The sequence below is a fragment of the Streptomyces kronopolitis genome (assembly GCF_014646275.1).
Classification (GTDB): Bacteria; Actinomycetota; Actinomycetes; order Streptomycetales; family Streptomycetaceae; genus Streptomyces; species Streptomyces kronopolitis.
The window spans coordinates 1-16,088 of the sequence record NZ_BMND01000067.1; the positions used below are offsets into that span (position 1 = coordinate 1).

Consider the following 16,088-nt stretch of genomic DNA (forward strand, 5'->3'; position numbering starts at 1 on the left):
GGGGCTTGTCGGAAACGTTGCCGGAAACCCCAGGGGGTCGCCCGAGCCGCTTCGGCAAGCGTGCTGGTCAGACGACGTGCACACGCCCGGTGGAGATGCCCTCGCGGACACTTTCCCCGGCGCACGCCTGGTAATCGTCTGGCCGCTGACAGCCTAGCGGATCGTGCTGGGAGTGGCCGCATGGATTGCCGCAGCAGCGGGTCTGAGGCGGGGCATGGTCGTGACCTGGGGTTCTAAAGGCCGGGGAGCCTGGGCGCGGAGGTTGGGTGCGTGGTAAGGGTGCGGGGGGACGGCTGCGGCGTCCGTTCTGCCTGCTTTCCCCTGTAGGGGTGCAAATGGGGCAACGGCCGCACTCTGGGGTGGGTGCGGCCGTCGTCGGGTTGAGGTGTGTGTCAGGAGACGAGGAGCTCCCGTTGGGCGTTTCTGCGGACCTCGAGGTGGATCTGGTGGCTGGTGGCGTTCTGTGAGAGGGCGAAGCTGAGGACGAAGATCTTCTGACGCTCGACGCCGTAGGCGATCATGCGGCGGTTCCAGAGGCTGAGGTCGAACTGGCTGTGCACGGATTCGGAGTCGGCGCGGTAGGGGTAGAGGAGTTGGTGCGTGAGGCTGGCCTGAGGGATCTGCTGGAGGTATTCGGCTCGGTGGAAGCTGCGCTCGGCGTCGCTCTTGAGGCGCTGGCCGGTGTCGGTGGAGCGGGGGGACCGGTCGGCGGGGGTAGTGGTGATGCCCACGGGGACGCGGTAGTCGTGATCTCCGTGCCGGCAAGGAATCTTGAGGAGGTGGTACCAGCGGCTCTTGGTGGCTCCGGCCCGGTGCTCAAGTCTGATGATCGGGACGGGTTCGAGGACGCGGGTGCCGTCGTCGATGCGGATGCTCTCGGCGATGCGGCCTTGGTCGCACCAGAGCTCGTGGCCGCTCCTGCAGGGAGTGATGCGTTCGTAGAAGACGGGGGCGACGGATCCGTGCTGTTTGTTGATGGCCAGCAGCCCGTTCCGTGCGAGAGCGTCGCGATGGACGCCGCGGAAGGCGCCGTCGTAGACGACGCCCATGCAGTGGGGCAGCGCCTCCTTCAGCATGCGGAACTGCCTCACCGCGATGGCGGCTTCGTCCTCGTACTCGCCACCGGCGACGTGGGCGAAGCTGAGGATGACGCGGGTCCAGTAGCCGGTGTCACGTCCCGAGGCGAAGAACCATTTGGTGCCGCGCACCTTCCGCTTCGTCTTCTCTCCGTTCTCGTAGTAGATGCGGGCGGCCGGGTCGACGCGGCGGCTTCGGATCAGGCCGGTGTCCTCGTCGTACATCTCCACGGCGCGGGCTTTCGAAGGTGCCTTGGGGACGGTGGCGTCGCCGACGAGGAGCTGCCGTCGTTCGGGGCGGCTCCATACCTTGGGGGCATCCGAGGGGAAGAGCCCCTGACTGAGGGCTTGCCGGGCGGCGTAGCTGCGGAATGCTTCCTCGAGTGCGTCGGCTGCCGGTACCAGGAGGTTGTTGAGGGCGTCCTGGTACTGGCCGCGGGAGGGGGCTGTAAGGGGCAGGGTTTCCGCCGCCCTACGGCCCAAGTGGCGGCGGATGTGAGCCCGTACACTGCGCCAGTCCTGGGGTGACGCGAGAAGCCCTGTGGTGGAGCGCTTAGACCTTGTCACCGGGGTAAGTGCGGCCATGATCAGATAGACGATGCCCGGGTACGCGCGGGGACATCCCACCGCGTTCGGTGGCGGTAGCAGTTCCGCCATCTCGTAGAGGAGCGGGTAGTCGAGACAGTCACGGACGCGCTCGGCGGTACTGCGCTGTTCGTGGTCGGCGAGCTGGCGTTTGCGATTCGGGCGTTCGAGCTGGGGCTTGGGGGATCCGAAGACGTCGTCAGGCACGGGCCGGGCCCCCGTCGGTGTGGGTGGGGTCGTTCTGCCAGTCGTAGCCGACGATGGCGGCGGCGCGGTCCAGCGAGCGCAGCCCGAGCCTTCGGGCGGACTCTTCGATGCGGCCGGTCGATTCGAAGGTCTCGACAGCGGCTCGGGTGGTGACGGAAGCAGGTGTGACGTCGGCTTCCCCGTCGAGGCCGATCCTGCGCAGCAGATCGCGCAGGGCCACGCACGTACGTGCTTGCAGGGCCGGGTCGGGCGCCGGAGCGCAGGACACCGCGAGGCGTGCGGTGCTCTCGTTCGGGTGCTGAGCGAGTACCTGGCGTGCTCGTTCGGCCAGTATGTGGCGGTTCCAGGCGTCCAGCCGGCACCAGCGGGGGTTGTACTTCCGCGCTCCGTGCATCCAGACGCGGTTGTGAGGCAGGTCGAGGTCGGCGACGACGCTGTGCCCGATCTCGCCCGTGTGTCCGCCGGCGAGCGCGAGCGCGGCCGCGGCGGCGTGCCGGGTCGGCCGGGTCGTGTACGCGGCGTGGTGGCGCAACAGTACGGCCTCGTCCTCGGTCAGGGGCCGGACCCCTTCGTGGCTGCGGGCCGGCAGGACGATGTCGCGGGTCGGGTCCTGGTCACTCAGCCCGAGATCGCGCAGGGTACGGAAGGCGGTCCGTACGACGCTTCGCCGCACCAGGCGGGTGGCCACCGCTGAATCGGAGACGTGGCCGTGGCGGCTGCGGCCCCTGGCGTTGACGAAGTCCTCGGCAATGCCACTGCTGACGTCGGAGAGCAGGAGTGCGCCCCTCACGGTGGCGTACCGGCCGAACCTCCGGATGAGGAGACCGAACTTGTTGAAGGTCTGCTCGGACATCTCGTTGCGGGTGGTCATCTCCCGCCATGCGTCGTTGACGAGGTCGATGGCGTGAGTGAGGGACAGGTCGCTTCCCACGATGACGGTCCTCCGGAGGGTCGGGGCGAGCAGTTCGACCCCTCCCTCGACCCTCTGACCGGGAAGATTCGAATGATTCATTGCGTTCCGTACTTGCACCAACACGGTGGGCATGTGTGATCTCCGCTGCAACCCGGCGTGGGCGAATGGATGAGGGCGCGCCGAAGACCCCCCGGGCTCGATGTCCCAGGGCGTCATTCGGTGCGGCGGGGGGTAGCCGGCCTGGCTAGGCGCGGGGCGTGGTCCCTCGGAGCGAGGTGAGGAGGGTCGTGTACGCCCGCATGACCGCCACGAAGGTGTCGTCGGGCAGCGCCAGGACCTCCTCGATGGAAGTCAGCGGCAGACTCGATGTCGGAGCTTCGGCGGCGGGGGAGGAGTCCGAGAGGTGCACCAGCCCGCCCTCGGCGACGTGGACGATCAGGGCGTAGTCGAGCCAGTCCACGAGGTAGAGCCCGCGCTCACGCGTCGAGGACAGGCCCTGCCCGAGTTTCTCGGCGAGCGCGGTCCTTTCCAGCGGCCCCTGTCGCAGGAAGCGTGTGGCCGATTTGGCGAACCAGGTGGATCGCCACAGGTTGCTCAGGAAGAGGCGGGCCCGGGCGGAGTCTTCGGCACGCAACCGCGTCAGCTGGAGGCCGGAAGGGGTTACGGCAAGGGCTCCGTGATGCGTCTCCAGCAGGCCGGCTTGGCGAAGGAAGCCCTGGGCGGAGGAGACGGTCGTGGCGCTGATCTCCGCCTCGGCGCTGATCTCTGCGACCGGGATACTCCGGCGCTCGCTGCCGCCCATTTCGGCGATCAAATCGAGCAGTTTCAGCTGGCGAAGGCTCGTGAAGCCCCCACTGGGCAGGATGTTGCGGACTGTGTTCGCGGCGCTCATCGGGTTCCCCCGTGGGGCAGCGGGAGCGTCTGGCGGCCGTTGGCCTGCGGGTCGCAGTGGTGCATGGATGCATCCAGGTGCATGGTGTGGGCCCTCATTGGTGATCAAGTGCGGAACGCACAAAATTCCTGAGGGCCGGGTGTGTCACCGCTCCATGGCCTAGCCTGGAGGCGGCGCGTGGGCCCTCAGCTGACGTGTCGCGGCGTCGCCAGGGTCTAGCCACCCGGGCGGCGCCTTCTACTTGCGTGGCAGATGGCGGTAACTACGTACGCGGCTCCTCAGCGGTCAGCCGGTAGAGCCCGCGGCCGACAATCAGGATCTTCCCGTTGCGCTGCAGGCGGCTGGCGCAGTTGGTGATCTGCCGGGGAGTGGTGCCCGGACGGGTCAGCCCGGCATGGGCGACGATTGCGGAAACCGGCGTCTCCAGGCTGCCCGCAAGGGCCTCGATGAACAGCTTCTCAAGCGACTTCGGCTCTGCAGCGCCGTGAGCGCTTGGCCGGGCCGCGGCAGGTCGCGGTGCACCGGAGCCGGGGGCTCGGGATTCGGAACTCCCCGGGCCCGGGGGACTCGGCCGCCCCTCGGGTTCCGCCCGTGGGTGCGAGGACGGGGCCACCCCCAGGAACTCCTCGGCCTGGCGAACCGTGTCGGTCACGGCCGACAGCCGTGCGTCGGCCGCCATCAGAGAGCGCTCGCCTTCGGCAACACGGTGCTGGACGTCGGCCAGCTCGTGTCGCGCTTTGGTCAACCCCTCGTACACGACTGCCCGTTTGTCGCGTTCCCCGGCCTGGATCCCACGCAGGTGCTCAACGAGAGGGTGCATGGACCCTGTGCCTGTTGTGGTCACGCTCCGCTCCCCTCTGGTGATCTATCCACAAGCTAGCGAGCCTTCGCGCGCTCCGCAGGGGAATGCATAGATGCGAGCGTGCGGATTCTCTGGACTCTGGGCGCAACTCCTGAGGAAGCGTACCGAGTTGTGGGTCCGGAGCTCTGTGGTCTTCTCGACGCCCCAGGCGTCGGCGCATCTGGGAGTGCTTGGAGGGGGTGCCGGCCTCACGTAGTCCCTGAGGGCGGGCGGGGAGGCTGAAGTAGCGGCCCGAAGGCGCCACCACGCCGCCGCGCGACACTCCCGAACCCTGAGGATGTGCCGCACACGGGGCTCTGCGGACCCCTATTCTGTTCCGTACTTGCAACAGTCGTTGAATCTCCGCAGCGGGATCCCAGGTGGGGGAAGGGTTGGCCCCATGGGTACGTGGGATGATCTCGGCATGCCCCGGAGCAGCAACGACAAGCAGCCGCGCGACTATGTCGTGGACGCTGCTTGGCCCCATGCCGCTCTCGCTTCCGATGCGCCGGTCAGTGCCTACTACGGCCAGTCACTCTCCAGGAACCTCGCGCGAGCCATGGCTTCTACTGGGCATACCCTCCGCAGCCTCGCGGAAGTGACAGGCCTGACACACTCGACGATCAGCAGGGTCCTCAACGGCAGGGTCATGCCGGACCTGGGGACGCTCGCACGCCTGGAAGCGGCCTTCGGTTTTCAGCTCTGGCCAGGGCCAGCGGCGTTGCCGCCGACGCCGTCCGGGGCCTGAGCTCGCCGGCTCCTCACCCGTTCGGTCCGCCCAGCGTGCGCCACCAACACGGCGGACGATTGTTTTCTTGTGGACATGTATGCACCAATGGTGCGGCGTGAGGTGTATCTCGTGTGCTTTGACGGGGGCCATCGGCTAGGTCTTGTCCCGGGCTCACCGGGGCTTGTGAGCCTCCCTATGTCCGCGTGCGCACCGGGCGAGCCGTACAAGGCGGCCGCCCGCAGGCTCGCTGTGGGTACGGCTCTCCGCTTCGGCGGAACGGTGGCCCGGCTGCTCCTGGAGTCGCGTGGAGGTGATGCACGCCGCGACGTGTGCCTGTTCACGGCGCACGTCGAAAGTGACCTTCGGTTGTTATGGCTGTGGGTTCCCTGGCGGCAGGCCGCCCGCGAAGTGGTGCACCTCGGTATCCCGGAGCTTGAGCTGTTCGTGGAGGGCTATCTCGAAGGCTGGATCCCGGATGGCCGGATCACACTCATTCCGGATGGGCGGTGTTGACGGGCGCGGGGTTGCCGCTGAGGCTGCAGCGAGAACCGCCGCAAGGAGGCGGGGCGCACCCAAAGGCCAGCGAAGAGAGGGCAACTGCCGACCGGCCGGCGGGAGGCCGTTCTGGCCCACGAGCCCGCAGGGCTCTATCTGTCTGATCACCCCTCGCAAACTTCTCGGCTTCCACGTCCCCGCACCGCGATCAGCCCACCAGCAGCTCCGCAAGGTCTATCCCCAGGACCCTTGCGGGGGATCACTATCGGCGGCAGCCGCCTGCGGATCCAGATCACCCTGGAAATGCAGGTTCATCAACTAGTTGGGCGCAACGTCGTGGCTGAACACCGGCACGCGTACTCCATCCCTCCTGACCGCTCTACCCATTGGTTGCATGAATCGCAGTGCACTTGGTCATAGAATTCAAGTACTGCGTATCCGAACAACTCCGCTTCTGTCCACGTCACACCGTCTGCCCACTCATTGTAGTGAGCTCCGGCCGCGTTGCGAAGATGGACCCATCTGTCCACTCGCGTGAGCAAGTTGGCTGAAGGTGTGCGCTTCAACGCCTTTACGATTCCTGGCCACATGTCGGCGAGAGTGTAAGCATCCCCGCGCTTGCGTTTAACGCTGATAGGAATTGTCCAGCTGAGCCGATCGCAGATCTGCTCGAGGAGCCGCCCGGCAACACCGCAGACCAAGAAAGGGTCTGCGGATTCCATGGCGGACCGGAGGGATTGTGAAGGATCGGCCCCGGCGGTGAATACATGGGGCCCGCCTTCAAAGTCCCACTGTCTAATCTCCGCTTCGACCAGAGGGTGGCCAACCCTCTGGAAGATGTCCCGAAGTTGATTACGCCAAAGGCGGTCGTGTACCGTGATCAAGAGCTGCCAGTCCCGGAAGTCCCTGATGACCAACTCCATGAGAGCCACTCTGATGTTTGCATCGACGCTCTGTAGTACGTCATCGAGAATCAATACCTTTGCTTGACCCTGCTCTCCTGATGCCCTGGCGACTGCCAGAAAGTAGAGCAGGGCGATAAGGTCTTGGTAGCCCTCGCTGAATACATTTTGAGGTGTTGTGGATACCTGACCTTCGAGTGTGACGCGGATTTCAAGTGAGATGGCGCTGAGGCTGCCAAATTCTGGCTCAACTCGTGTTACGTGCCGCGCTCCCGTAACGTCTCGGAAGGCCGCTGTGAGCCAATCTCCCACGCCACTCAATAGTCCCTGCATAACAGTCAAGCGTTCAGTTTTTTCCGAATTTGGCAGGCCGAGACGCTTGGCCATTCGGTTCAGTGTGTGCACTTCTTCCTGGTGTCGTCGCACCTCGTCCAATTGCTCCTGAACGGCGCGTGGAAGGGTGATTCTTATGCGGTCTGCGGCTGGCAGTCTTTTGTATACATCCACTGCAATCATCTCTGCGATATCATTGGCATCCCTTGGAGGGGGATCGATATCGATGAGTGTGGCAAGTTTAGCTGCCGCTTTCCTCATTTTTCGTTTGGCTTCATGGCGGTCTTCTATTACCGCTTGCTTGTCCGTCGACATCGGCGATACTTCGGGGGCGTTTTCGCCTAAGGCGTGGTCCATGAAGATGGATCCGCGCTTGATGGCTGGAGTGTCCAGGAAGCGTAGAATATCGGCACGCTTAAGACTCATTGGCACACGAGTGAATTGATCAGGTGTGGGGTCGCCTGATGCCTGGGATCCGGTATCGGTAAATGTGGCGGACCGTTCCAATGTTCTGCCGTCGGAGAGATCTACACTGACTGAGCATCGATCCCCTCCGGCCGCCAGGTTGGCGAGTGAGGGAGAAGCCGATGTCCTTCGAATCGCTTTGCTGCGGCCCACGGATTGTTGACAAGCCCATTCCGCGGCATCGACGATGCTGGATTTACCCGATCCGTTGTCTCCGAAGATGATGACGGAAACGGGTTTGCCGCTTGGATTCAGGAATGACACATCAAGCGCTCCCGGGACACCTCTGAAACTCTCAACGTGAACCGCAGAGATGCGAATCTTCGACGCGTGGCCGATTCGGCTTTTGCTGATCTCTGCCATAAATCCCCCCCACCCTACTGGTGTCGAGATAGACCTCTGCCTTGATCGTATTCCATGGCTGCGCGGGTACGGGGAGGCATTCGGATGCATGGGGTCGGAGGCTCGTGCGGCCGCTAGCCTCCAACTCGTCATGCGACTGCATCAGCGTGGCACCAGCCCTGCCTTCCGGAGGGTGATGTTGCTGACCTGTGGCAGCGCCTCGGCACGGCAGTTGCGCTTCTCGCAGGCTGCACGCATTGCATGCCGGGCCTGCGGGTGGGGGTGTGGAGATGTGGAGCATGGAATCAGGCGCAGCTGTTGTCCTCCGGCTGGATGGGCTCGACCGGCTCGTCGGTGTAGCCGTAGAGCAGCTTGGCTCTCAGGTGGCCAATCGCCGTGCTCGGCTCCTCTTCCGCGTCGAGGTCCAGCGACTCACATCGGGTATCGCCGTACGCTGCGTGGACCTGGGCGACCTCCGGCGCGCCGTGCATGCCTCGACGGTGGCGACACCCTCGGCGTACGCGTCGCGCAGCGGGTGGTCCAGGAAAATCGCGAGGTAGACGCCGCTGTGCTCGCCGAGCGCTTGGTGGTTGAAGCTGGCCCATTTGACGAACGGGCGCGGCTGCGGCGGACGGTCACCGAGACAGCGGCGGACTTGATCGTCCTTGTAGGCGAGGCAGGCGCGGGCATCGGCGCCGCCGTCGACGAGGAGGAGCGGAGCGGTCCAGCGACCGAGCGAATACTCACTGGCGGTGAATCGCCGTCCGTCCGCACGGCTGATCTCCATCACATGTGTCATCGCGTAGAGCCGGGTTTTGAGAGGTCCTTCCCAGGCAGAGAGGTGGTCAGGGCGCACGTCCATCACGATCTTCCAGCCGTCGACTTCGTGGGTCCAGCGGCCCCCGGACCAGTACCGATCCGCACCCTCGAGCCGATCGGTCAGGTGATGCTGCCCGGTGAACCGGGGGAGGTTGGACCAGTGGACCGCGATCCGGGCCAGAGGGCCTTGCTGTCTCCCAGGATGGCTCCGTTGATCCAGCCCTCGTCGAAACCGGCTTCCGGCTCTGCCTCACCGGAGGGTCGAGGAAGCCGCAGGACGGCTGTGTCCTGGGCATACGGATGCGAGTTCGGCTCGGGTTGACGCTTCAGTTGAGGCTGAGCACTGGTGAACACGCAAGACTCACCTCACCAGGCACCTCCGTGTCCCGCACTCCGCCGATTTGTTCCTGGAAGACCGACCGGCTCGCCGACGTCATTGAAGGGGGGACGGCCGTATGGGCGACAGCACGGCGTCCCAAGGCGAATCGGACGTGGCTCTCTCCTGCCTCCGGGGTCTACGACCACCCTCGGAGCGTGACCTGCGGGCCGCCGTGCAGGAACGCTAGTAGGGCGCTGCCCGACGTGTGGACGAACTCGCTCGCCAGGTCATCGACGTGGGCCCAGCGGATCTGGGAGTGCTTGTGGGGCTCGCGGTTCTCGGGCTTGCCGGTCCACTCGTGAGTGGCGAAGACGACCGCTAGGTAACCGTTGGGAGCCTCGACGCCCCAGGCGCCGTGGATGACGTGAACGACCTTGAGCGAGTCGGCCTTCACGGTGAGGCCGGTCTCCTCGTAGAGCTCGCGGACCGCGGTTTCGGTGATCGGTTCACCCGGCTCGCTCTTGCCGCCAGGTAGATCCCATAACCCCTGGCCGAACTTGGCGTTCTCACCACGCTGGAGGAGCACGACGCGATCGGCGGCCCGATCGTGGACGATGACCGCCGCGACCAGCAGGGTCATCGAGTCGAACGCAGGCTTGAGGGCCGGGGAGGGGGTGTTGGTCTGCTGAGCCACGAGGTTCCTTCGTTGGGTTGGCGACCAAGCGGGCCGCGGCCCGCTCTGAGGCAGTGCGTGGACGGCAGCTTTTGATGGGCGGCAACTAGGCATCAGCTTAAGGCCCATGGAGGGAAACTTATAAAACTGACGCCTCGTTTGCGGTAGCCTCCTTATGACTTCCCGGTCAATCATCGGAGGCTCCGTGTCCCAAGGCGTCCATGCCCAGCTGGCGGTGCTGGGAACGAAGTTGGAGTACCTGCACCCGGCTCTGTATGCCGGCGAGGCGGCGCGGCGAACGGCCACCCCCAACCACCCCGCGAACACTGCCGGGACGCGTGCCTACCAGGAGCATGTGCGGATGCTGCGGGAAGTGCACATCCGTCACGAGGGGTGGAAGCGGCTTCTCCACGACCACCTCGAACTCGTCTGCAACCCGGAGAAGACGCTCGCCATCGGCACGATGGTCGGCGACGCGGCCACCGGTAACGCGAGCCTCCACCCCACCAACCTCCACAAGAGGGGCGCCGCCACGGAACGCGCCGCCGAACACAATGTGCAGCTCGGGCTCTTCCCGCCGCCCGCCGATCCGAACGAAGTCCTGCTCGACGAAGACGAGGCCCTGAAACTCAAGACCTGGTTCCTGGTCTCGTACCGGGTGAAGGCCGAAGGCGGGGTGCGGATCCACAGCGAGCTGTCGCTGCCCGGCCAGCTCGATCGCGGGTTCGTCGCGAAGTGGGAGCAGCGGATACCGCTGCCGGTCATCGAGATGGACGAAATCGAACTGTCGGACGAAGATGGACCCGACGAGATCGACATCTCCGTCGAGTTTCGCTGAGGCCCATCATGTGGGGTGGCCGCGATACTGGCCGCCCCACCCGCACCATCCGGATCCCGAGGCAGTCTCACTATGGTGACCCCGTCCCGCATCACGCTGGCCCGAAAGCGCCGGGGCCTGACGCTCGCCGAGCTTTCCCAGCTCGCGGGGGTCTCGCTTCAGAGCCTGTCCAATTATGAGACCGGCCGGACGGCACCCCGACGTACTACCGTGGAGCGGCTCGCAGGCGCGCTCGGCTTCCCGGGAGGCTTCTTCACCGGTCCGGAGATCGACGAGCTGCCCGCCGATGGCATCTCGTGGCGTGCTCGGAGCAAGACTCCGGCCCGTACTCTCGACGCCGCGCGCGCGGCCGGGACGCTGGCCGCGCTCCTCTACGACTGGATCGAGGAGCGCTTCCGTCTGCCGGTCGCCGACATTCCCTCTCTCGGCAAGCCCGACCCCGAGACCGCGGCCGAGATGGTCCGCACGACGTGGGGGCTGGGGAGCTCCCCAGCCCCCAACATGGTGCACCTCCTGGAGGCGCACGGCATCCGAGTCTTCTCGCTCGCACCCGACTACGCGGAGGTCGACGCCTTCGCCGTCTGGCGCGGGAGGACCCCGTTCGTCTTCCTGAACACGATGAAGTCCGCCGAGCGCAGCCGCTTTGACGCGGCCCACGAACTCGGACACCTCGTTATGCACGGCAGCGACCGAGAGTGTGTCGGCCCCGAGGCTGAGCGGCAGGCAAACGACTTCGCCAGCGCCTTCCTCATGCCCGCTTCGAGCGTGCTGGGCCACATGCCGGCCGGAGCCCACGTCGATCAGATCCTCAAGGGCAAGGCTATCTGGAACGTGTCCGCGATGGCCCTGACCTACCGCATGCACGACCTCGGACTGCTCACCGACTGGCAGTATCGTTCCGCCTGCACCGAGCTGAGCCAGCGGGGCTACCGCAAGGCGGAGCCCGACGGCATGAAGAAGCGGGAGACGTCCCAGGTGCTCACCAAGGTCTTCCAGGGCCTGCGCTCCACGGGGATGAAACCGGCGGCGGTGGCCGCCGAGCTGGGCCTCACGCCGGACGAGATGAACAAGATGCTGTTCGGCCTGACCATGACGATGGTCGACGGCGGCGGCCAGCGGGCCGCATTGGAGCCTCGGCGCGCACTGTCCCTGGTGCCCTGAATGGCCAATGTCCGGACGTTTGCATCTCCCCGTGTCGTGGAGGTTGTGTCGTGTCTCGTCACGGCTAGGGATTCTCTTTGACCCCGCACCATCCTGCGGATCCGCGCCGCTCTGATTGGCGCTGCCGGGCAGGCAGGCCCGACCTGAAGAGGCCTTGGGCCACCCCTTGCGTAGCACGTCCGGGGATGGAGCGGCCGTTCCAGCCGTTCCAGCCGTTCCATGCCACGTTGCACCGCTCCGCTCCCTGCCGCCACCTCCAGCCGGACGTCAATGGCGGGTGCGTCGGGTTTCTCGAATGAGGTTGATGAGAGCAGCGTCCTTTTGGCACGCGCACCCGGGGGTGGGAAGTCGGTGGTCGATCATCTGGTCGGGCCGGGGGCCGAAGCGGGTGTCGTACTCGATGCGCCGTGGAGGCCCACCGAAAAGGCCCGTGCTGCGTGCGATCCAAGCGCCGACGACCAGGCAGGCGGCCTGCTGGGCCACGAACGCAGCCGAAGGGCGGAACCCGTCGTCCGTTCTACCCTTCAGCTCAGATGAGTTGATCAGCCCGCACACCGGGCGTCCGAGGAACTGCCCGACAAGTTCTCGCTGTTGATCGACCAGTCCTTCCAGGTCCCGTTCGGTCAGCGGCTCCTGTCCGCGGGCGATTCGGGATAGCGGGAGCCCGGTCATTTCATGCAGTCGCTGCTCCGCGCTCTTCCCGGTGTGGTTGGGCTTGAAGAAGCAGCGCAGGCAGGGGCCGGTGGGCAGTGCCTCGTGTAGTGCGACCGTGGTGCCGACCGGGCCGCCGGTGCTGCCATCCAGGATGAGATCGACCTGCAGCCGCTGAAGGTCGTGCCGGGCCTCGACGCTGTCCAGCCCCCCGAGGACGATCCGGGGCCACGGCAGGGTGCCCGCATCGACGGCCTCGATCGAAGCCTGGATTGTCCCGTGGAACGGGGTCACCTCGACCCGCCGTAGGTGTGCGTCGATCAACCGCACCTTCGGCAGGCCCGCAGCCGCGTCGGCCAGGGTACCGATGCTGTACGAGGTGACGTTCGGTTTCTCGAAGACCTCCATGTCCACCACCGTCAACTCGCCCTGGGCCTCCAATAGGTCCAGGACCAGGGCGATGCCGGTGCCGATCGCACCGCCTCCGCCCAGCAGTACCTGCTCCAGCGCAGGCAGCGGGGTGACGACGATCCCGGGTTGCTCGCCGGGGCGGACGGGGCAGAAGTCCACCACCGGGATCACCTGGAACTTCCCCTCCGGCAGCCCGGCGACGACTTTGAACGCCTCGCCAGCCAGTATCGCCGCAGTAAGTACCGCGCCCAACCCGGTGCCGGGTGCATTGAGCCGGGGGAAAGGATGGCCGGTGTGCCGCAGACGGACCCCGTGCCCGTCCGGCGCACCGGCCACCGTAGTACCCAGCGGGGGTGCGGTTCCCACGTGCAGATGCAGCGGCGCCTTGCCTTGGGCCTCGCCGACGCGAAGCGGCCGGTCCGGATCGATCCCGGTCGCCGTTTCCACCAGCCTGCGGATGAGTTCGTCGTCGAGCCGTCCCAGTCCGCGGCCGGGGTCCAGACTCAGCCGGACCGGCCACCGGCGCAGATCCGCCACCAGTACTTCGAGAGTTTCGCCGGCCGCGGGCAGGTGTCCGTCCGCGGTCAGGTGGATCAGGGTGCCCTCCATCCGTTCCCGCAGAGTGGTCTCTTTCATGCCGGCGGCCAGGCCGCCCAGGCGTACGCTGCGGCTGTAATCAGTACTCACGGACACCCTCCTCGTCGAACACCACCGTGCGCGCTGGGGGCAGAGTCAGATCGACAACCGGAGTGGTGCAGGGCACCCAGTCCCGCTCGAAACGCCACCACCCCCACGATGCCGGGTTGGCGGGGGGCGCCGTGTAGGTCGGTACGACAGCGCTGACGAACCCCGGCACCCGCAACGAGTACACGCGGTCGGTTCGTGACAGGAAAGCCTCCTCGGGGTGCGAGTGGACCATCGCTCGCGCCCGGTAGGACCGTTCCTCGGCGAAGGTGAACAACTGGTCGTACGCGACCGCGCTCACCGCGAACAGACCCGGACCTCGCACGATCCCCGCCGCCCCGGCCACCGCCACGACCAGCACGTGCATGTCCGACTGCCCGGTCAGAAGCAGTGCGCCGGTCTCCAGGTCGGCTAGCCCGTGGCGCCGAATCTCCTCAAGCACCGGGTCGACCGCACTGGCCGGCAGTACCAGCTCCCTCGTGTCGGTGGTCATCCGGCACGCCTCCCGTCAACGCGATCGATGTCGTCCTGCACGTTCTCCACCACGTGCAAGAAGGGATTGCCGGTGCTCCGCCAGGAGTGCGGCCCACTGCCCCACTCGGGGTGGAGCCTCTGGCCTTCGGCGGTGAACGGCTTGCACACGTCGTTGGAGTCGTAGCGGTAGCCATTCGCTCCCGGCCAGGCACTGGGCGCTCCGACTCTGGATTCGCCGACCGTCTCGGCAAAGAGGAGGGAGGGCGGCCGGTCCGGGTAGACCGTCCATTCGATCCGGGCGATGAATGCTGCGCGCTCACCGTTGTTCGGTTGAACCTCGGCCCAGAACAGGCCGTCGGGGTCCTGGTCGCGGTGGTGGAGGCGGCCGGCGGTCGAGGAGAGGAACTCCTCGACCGCTGGGACATCGCCAGCCAGCCGCAGACGGCTCTCGAGATCCACGACTGATTCCCGGGCTCAGCCGTTGGTGGTCTCGGTGCGCAGCTTCAGGTGCATGGCCTTGGCGTGCCCGGCCAGCTTGCCCACCGTTGCCTCGGGCGGTGCCTCGTGCCCGTTGTGGAAAAGGTAGTAGCGGGTGGTGCCGTCGCTGGCGAAGCCGAAGGCGGTGAGGGCGTCGGACAGCACGCTCGCGGCGGTCACCTGCGGGGCGTAGTCGTGCTTGTACGGGTGCTCAGCGAGGGCGGAGGTCACAGTGGTCTTGATCTCGTGGGGCTGGGGCATAGCGGTCTCCTGGGTTCTTCGGGGGTCGGTGGATGGCTGATTCAGCAAAGCGGCAATGCGCCTAACGTGAGTGTGATCACCCTGGGGTGATGCAGTCAAGAGGCATCGCCGTATTGCTGCGCGCTACGCTGCCCGTATGAGCCCCGACCGGAGCCAGCCCCCCCTCCCGGACCCCGAGACGACCGGACCAGATGCTGTCGAACAGTTCGGCATCGCCGAACTCGGACGCCTCCTGAAGGAGCGCCGCGGCCCCCTGTCTCTCCGGCAGGCCGCTGCGGAGGCGGGCGTCAGTTTCAGCACCCTCACCCGGGTCGAAGCCGGCGCCCAGCCCGACCTCGCCACCTTCACCCGCCTCTGCGCCTGGCTCGGCGTCTCCCCGAGCCGCTTCTTCACCCCGATCGCCACCCGCCAGATCTCGCCCCTCGATCAGGCCATCACCCACCTCCACGCAGACCCTCGGCTCACCGGCGACGCGGCGAACAAGATCAGCTCCGTTCTACGCGACCTCTACGAAGCTCTTGCGAAGGAGGCGGTCCCGGCCGCACCCGCCCTTGCCTGCCACCTCCGGGCTGCCTCGGTGCTGCGCCCTGGCGTCCCCAAGCGGCTCGCCGACCTGCTCACCGACATGAACACCGAACTCGAACGACTTGTCGAAGCGGGCGAACTGTGACCCTCCCCCGAGGCTTCAAGGCCAACGCCGAGCGAGAAGCCCTTCGACTGCGCCGCGAACTCGCCCTCAGCGACACCGATCCCCTGAACGTCGATGACCTTGCCGACCACCTCAAGGTCAAGATCGTCAGCGCCGAGAAGCTCGTCAGCCGCACCCGCCTCGAAGAACTCGAACGGGTCCAGGCGTACGCCTTCTCCGCCGCTACCTTCCAGGTCTCCGGGAAGAGCATCGTCGTCACCAACCCGCTCCGAACCCCGGGTCGCAGGGCCAGCGACGTGGCTCACGAGCTCTCCCACCTAGTCCTGAACCATGACCTCACCGAGATCCGTGAAGTCAATGGCATGCCCTTCAGGACCTGCCGCCCCGACGAGGAAGAACAGGCCACTGCCTTTGGCGGAACACTCATGCTTCCTCGTCCCCTGCTGCTCGGCGCAGTTCGCCGCCAGTGGGGGCTGGTGCAGATCGCCGAGCACTACGGAGTGACCGAGGAGATGGCCCGGTACCGGTACAACACCACTGGGGTGGCCAAGCAGGTCCGAGGCCGCTGATGGTGTCGGAGGTAGGCGCTGTCGGACTACCGCTTACCGCCGGGACGTGGGGGGAGCGGGCAAGTGCTTCGGTTGGCGCGCTCTGTGGCGCATTCCCGGGCGGCCGCCAGCGATGAACGATGCGCGCGTACGAGCGGTGTGTCGGTAGGCCGGTATTCAGCGAGCGCGAGGCGGTCCCACCGGGCAGTTGCTCAAGCGACGGTAGAGACCCCTGCTGGCCTGCAGCGATGGGCAGAGTGTTCCGGGAACGGGAGCGGAGCGTTTTCGGCAGCTTCCGCGGTAAGCCTCTGACCTGGGCTTCTAGGGTTTCCGTCAAGCCCC

Annotated in this window: 17 protein-coding genes; 6 read left to right on the forward strand and 11 right to left on the reverse strand. The window is 66.3% G+C overall.

The window, feature by feature from the left end:
- Positions 1-392 precede the first annotated feature (392 nt).
- From IEY78_RS32905 to IEY78_RS32920, 4 genes are all read right to left on the reverse strand, one after another.
- Positions 393-1,868: a hypothetical protein gene (locus IEY78_RS32905; RefSeq protein WP_189104626.1), complete on the reverse strand. Its 1,476-nt coding sequence runs from the start codon at positions 1,866-1,868 to the stop codon at positions 393-395.
- Positions 1,861-2,799 (reverse strand): site-specific integrase, encoded by a 939-nt coding sequence (locus IEY78_RS32910; protein ID WP_189104627.1) that lies wholly within the window; start codon positions 2,797-2,799, stop codon positions 1,861-1,863. Before IEY78_RS32910 ends, IEY78_RS32905 begins: the two co-directional genes overlap by 8 nt.
- Before the next feature lie 226 nt (positions 2,800-3,025).
- On the reverse strand, positions 3,026-3,673 hold the full coding sequence (locus tag IEY78_RS32915; RefSeq protein WP_189104628.1) for a hypothetical protein: 648 nt from the start codon (positions 3,671-3,673) through the stop codon (positions 3,026-3,028).
- Between the two features lie 262 nt (positions 3,674-3,935).
- Complete coding sequence (locus IEY78_RS32920) at positions 3,936-4,430, reverse strand: hypothetical protein (RefSeq protein WP_189104629.1); 495 nt, start codon at positions 4,428-4,430, stop codon at positions 3,936-3,938.
- Between the two features lie 508 nt (positions 4,431-4,938).
- Here IEY78_RS32920 and IEY78_RS35210 point away from each other — a divergent pair.
- Together IEY78_RS35210 and IEY78_RS32930 are read left to right on the forward strand one after the other, a co-directional pair.
- Complete coding sequence (locus tag IEY78_RS35210) at positions 4,939-5,262, forward strand: helix-turn-helix domain-containing protein (RefSeq protein ID WP_189104630.1); 324 nt, start codon at positions 4,939-4,941, stop codon at positions 5,260-5,262.
- A 231-nt stretch (positions 5,263-5,493) separates the two neighbouring features.
- Positions 5,494-5,757, forward strand: coding sequence for a hypothetical protein (locus IEY78_RS32930; protein WP_189104631.1), 264 nt, complete (start codon positions 5,494-5,496; stop codon positions 5,755-5,757).
- 296 nt (positions 5,758-6,053) lie between these two features.
- On the opposite strand, the gene IEY78_RS32935 is transcribed toward IEY78_RS32930, so the two are convergent.
- The 3 genes from IEY78_RS32935 to IEY78_RS32945 form a co-directional block, all read right to left on the reverse strand.
- Positions 6,054-7,802 carry an AAA family ATPase gene (locus IEY78_RS32935; RefSeq protein WP_189104632.1) on the reverse strand — a complete coding sequence of 583 codons (1,749 nt, stop codon included), beginning with the start codon at positions 7,800-7,802 and terminating at the stop codon, positions 6,054-6,056.
- A gap of 358 nt (positions 7,803-8,160) precedes the next feature.
- Positions 8,161-8,820: a YopA family protein gene (locus IEY78_RS32940; protein ID WP_506417108.1), complete on the reverse strand. Its 660-nt coding sequence runs from the start codon at positions 8,818-8,820 to the stop codon at positions 8,161-8,163.
- A 295-nt stretch (positions 8,821-9,115) separates the two neighbouring features.
- Positions 9,116-9,613 carry an NUDIX domain-containing protein gene (locus IEY78_RS32945; RefSeq protein ID WP_189104634.1) on the reverse strand — a complete coding sequence of 166 codons (498 nt, stop codon included), beginning with the start codon at positions 9,611-9,613 and terminating at the stop codon, positions 9,116-9,118.
- Positions 9,614-9,797: 184 nt separating this feature from the next.
- On the opposite strand from IEY78_RS32945, the gene IEY78_RS32950 reads away from it, so the two are divergent.
- Positions 9,798-10,430, forward strand: a complete 633-nt coding sequence (locus IEY78_RS32950) for a hypothetical protein (protein WP_229700324.1) — start codon at positions 9,798-9,800, stop codon at positions 10,428-10,430.
- A gap of 72 nt (positions 10,431-10,502) precedes the next feature.
- Positions 10,503-11,591: a helix-turn-helix domain-containing protein gene (locus tag IEY78_RS32955; RefSeq protein ID WP_189104635.1), complete on the forward strand. Its 1,089-nt coding sequence runs from the start codon at positions 10,503-10,505 to the stop codon at positions 11,589-11,591.
- A 267-nt stretch (positions 11,592-11,858) separates the two neighbouring features.
- Here the strand turns inward: IEY78_RS32955 and IEY78_RS32960 are convergent, their stop codons facing one another.
- The 4 genes from IEY78_RS32960 to IEY78_RS32975 are packed head-to-tail and all read right to left on the reverse strand — an operon-like array spanning position 11,859 to position 14,549.
- Positions 11,859-13,340: a ThiF family adenylyltransferase gene (locus IEY78_RS32960; RefSeq protein ID WP_189104636.1), complete on the reverse strand. Its 1,482-nt coding sequence runs from the start codon at positions 13,338-13,340 to the stop codon at positions 11,859-11,861.
- The gene (locus IEY78_RS32965) at positions 13,330-13,830 is read right to left on the reverse strand and encodes a hypothetical protein (protein ID WP_189104637.1); all 501 of its coding nucleotides are present in this window, start codon (positions 13,828-13,830) and stop codon (positions 13,330-13,332) included. Before IEY78_RS32965 ends, IEY78_RS32960 begins: the two co-directional genes overlap by 11 nt.
- The gene (locus IEY78_RS32970; RefSeq protein ID WP_189104638.1) at positions 13,827-14,270 is read right to left on the reverse strand and encodes a hypothetical protein; all 444 of its coding nucleotides are present in this window, start codon (positions 14,268-14,270) and stop codon (positions 13,827-13,829) included. Before IEY78_RS32970 ends, IEY78_RS32965 begins: the two co-directional genes overlap by 4 nt.
- 15 nt (positions 14,271-14,285) lie before the next feature.
- Positions 14,286-14,549 carry a hypothetical protein gene (locus IEY78_RS32975; protein ID WP_189104640.1) on the reverse strand — a complete coding sequence of 88 codons (264 nt, stop codon included), beginning with the start codon at positions 14,547-14,549 and terminating at the stop codon, positions 14,286-14,288.
- A 136-nt stretch (positions 14,550-14,685) separates the two neighbouring features.
- Here IEY78_RS32975 and IEY78_RS32980 point away from each other — a divergent pair, with 136 nt between their 5' ends.
- Together IEY78_RS32980 and IEY78_RS32985 are read left to right on the forward strand one after the other, a co-directional pair.
- Entirely contained in the window at positions 14,686-15,219 is a 534-nt protein-coding gene (locus IEY78_RS32980; protein ID WP_189104642.1) for a helix-turn-helix domain-containing protein, read from the forward strand.
- A complete protein-coding gene (locus tag IEY78_RS32985; protein WP_189104644.1) occupies positions 15,216-15,767 on the forward strand; it encodes an ImmA/IrrE family metallo-endopeptidase in 552 nt (183 codons plus the stop codon). The genes IEY78_RS32980 and IEY78_RS32985 overlap by 4 nt, the downstream gene beginning before the upstream one ends.
- Positions 15,768-16,088 lie beyond the last annotated feature (321 nt).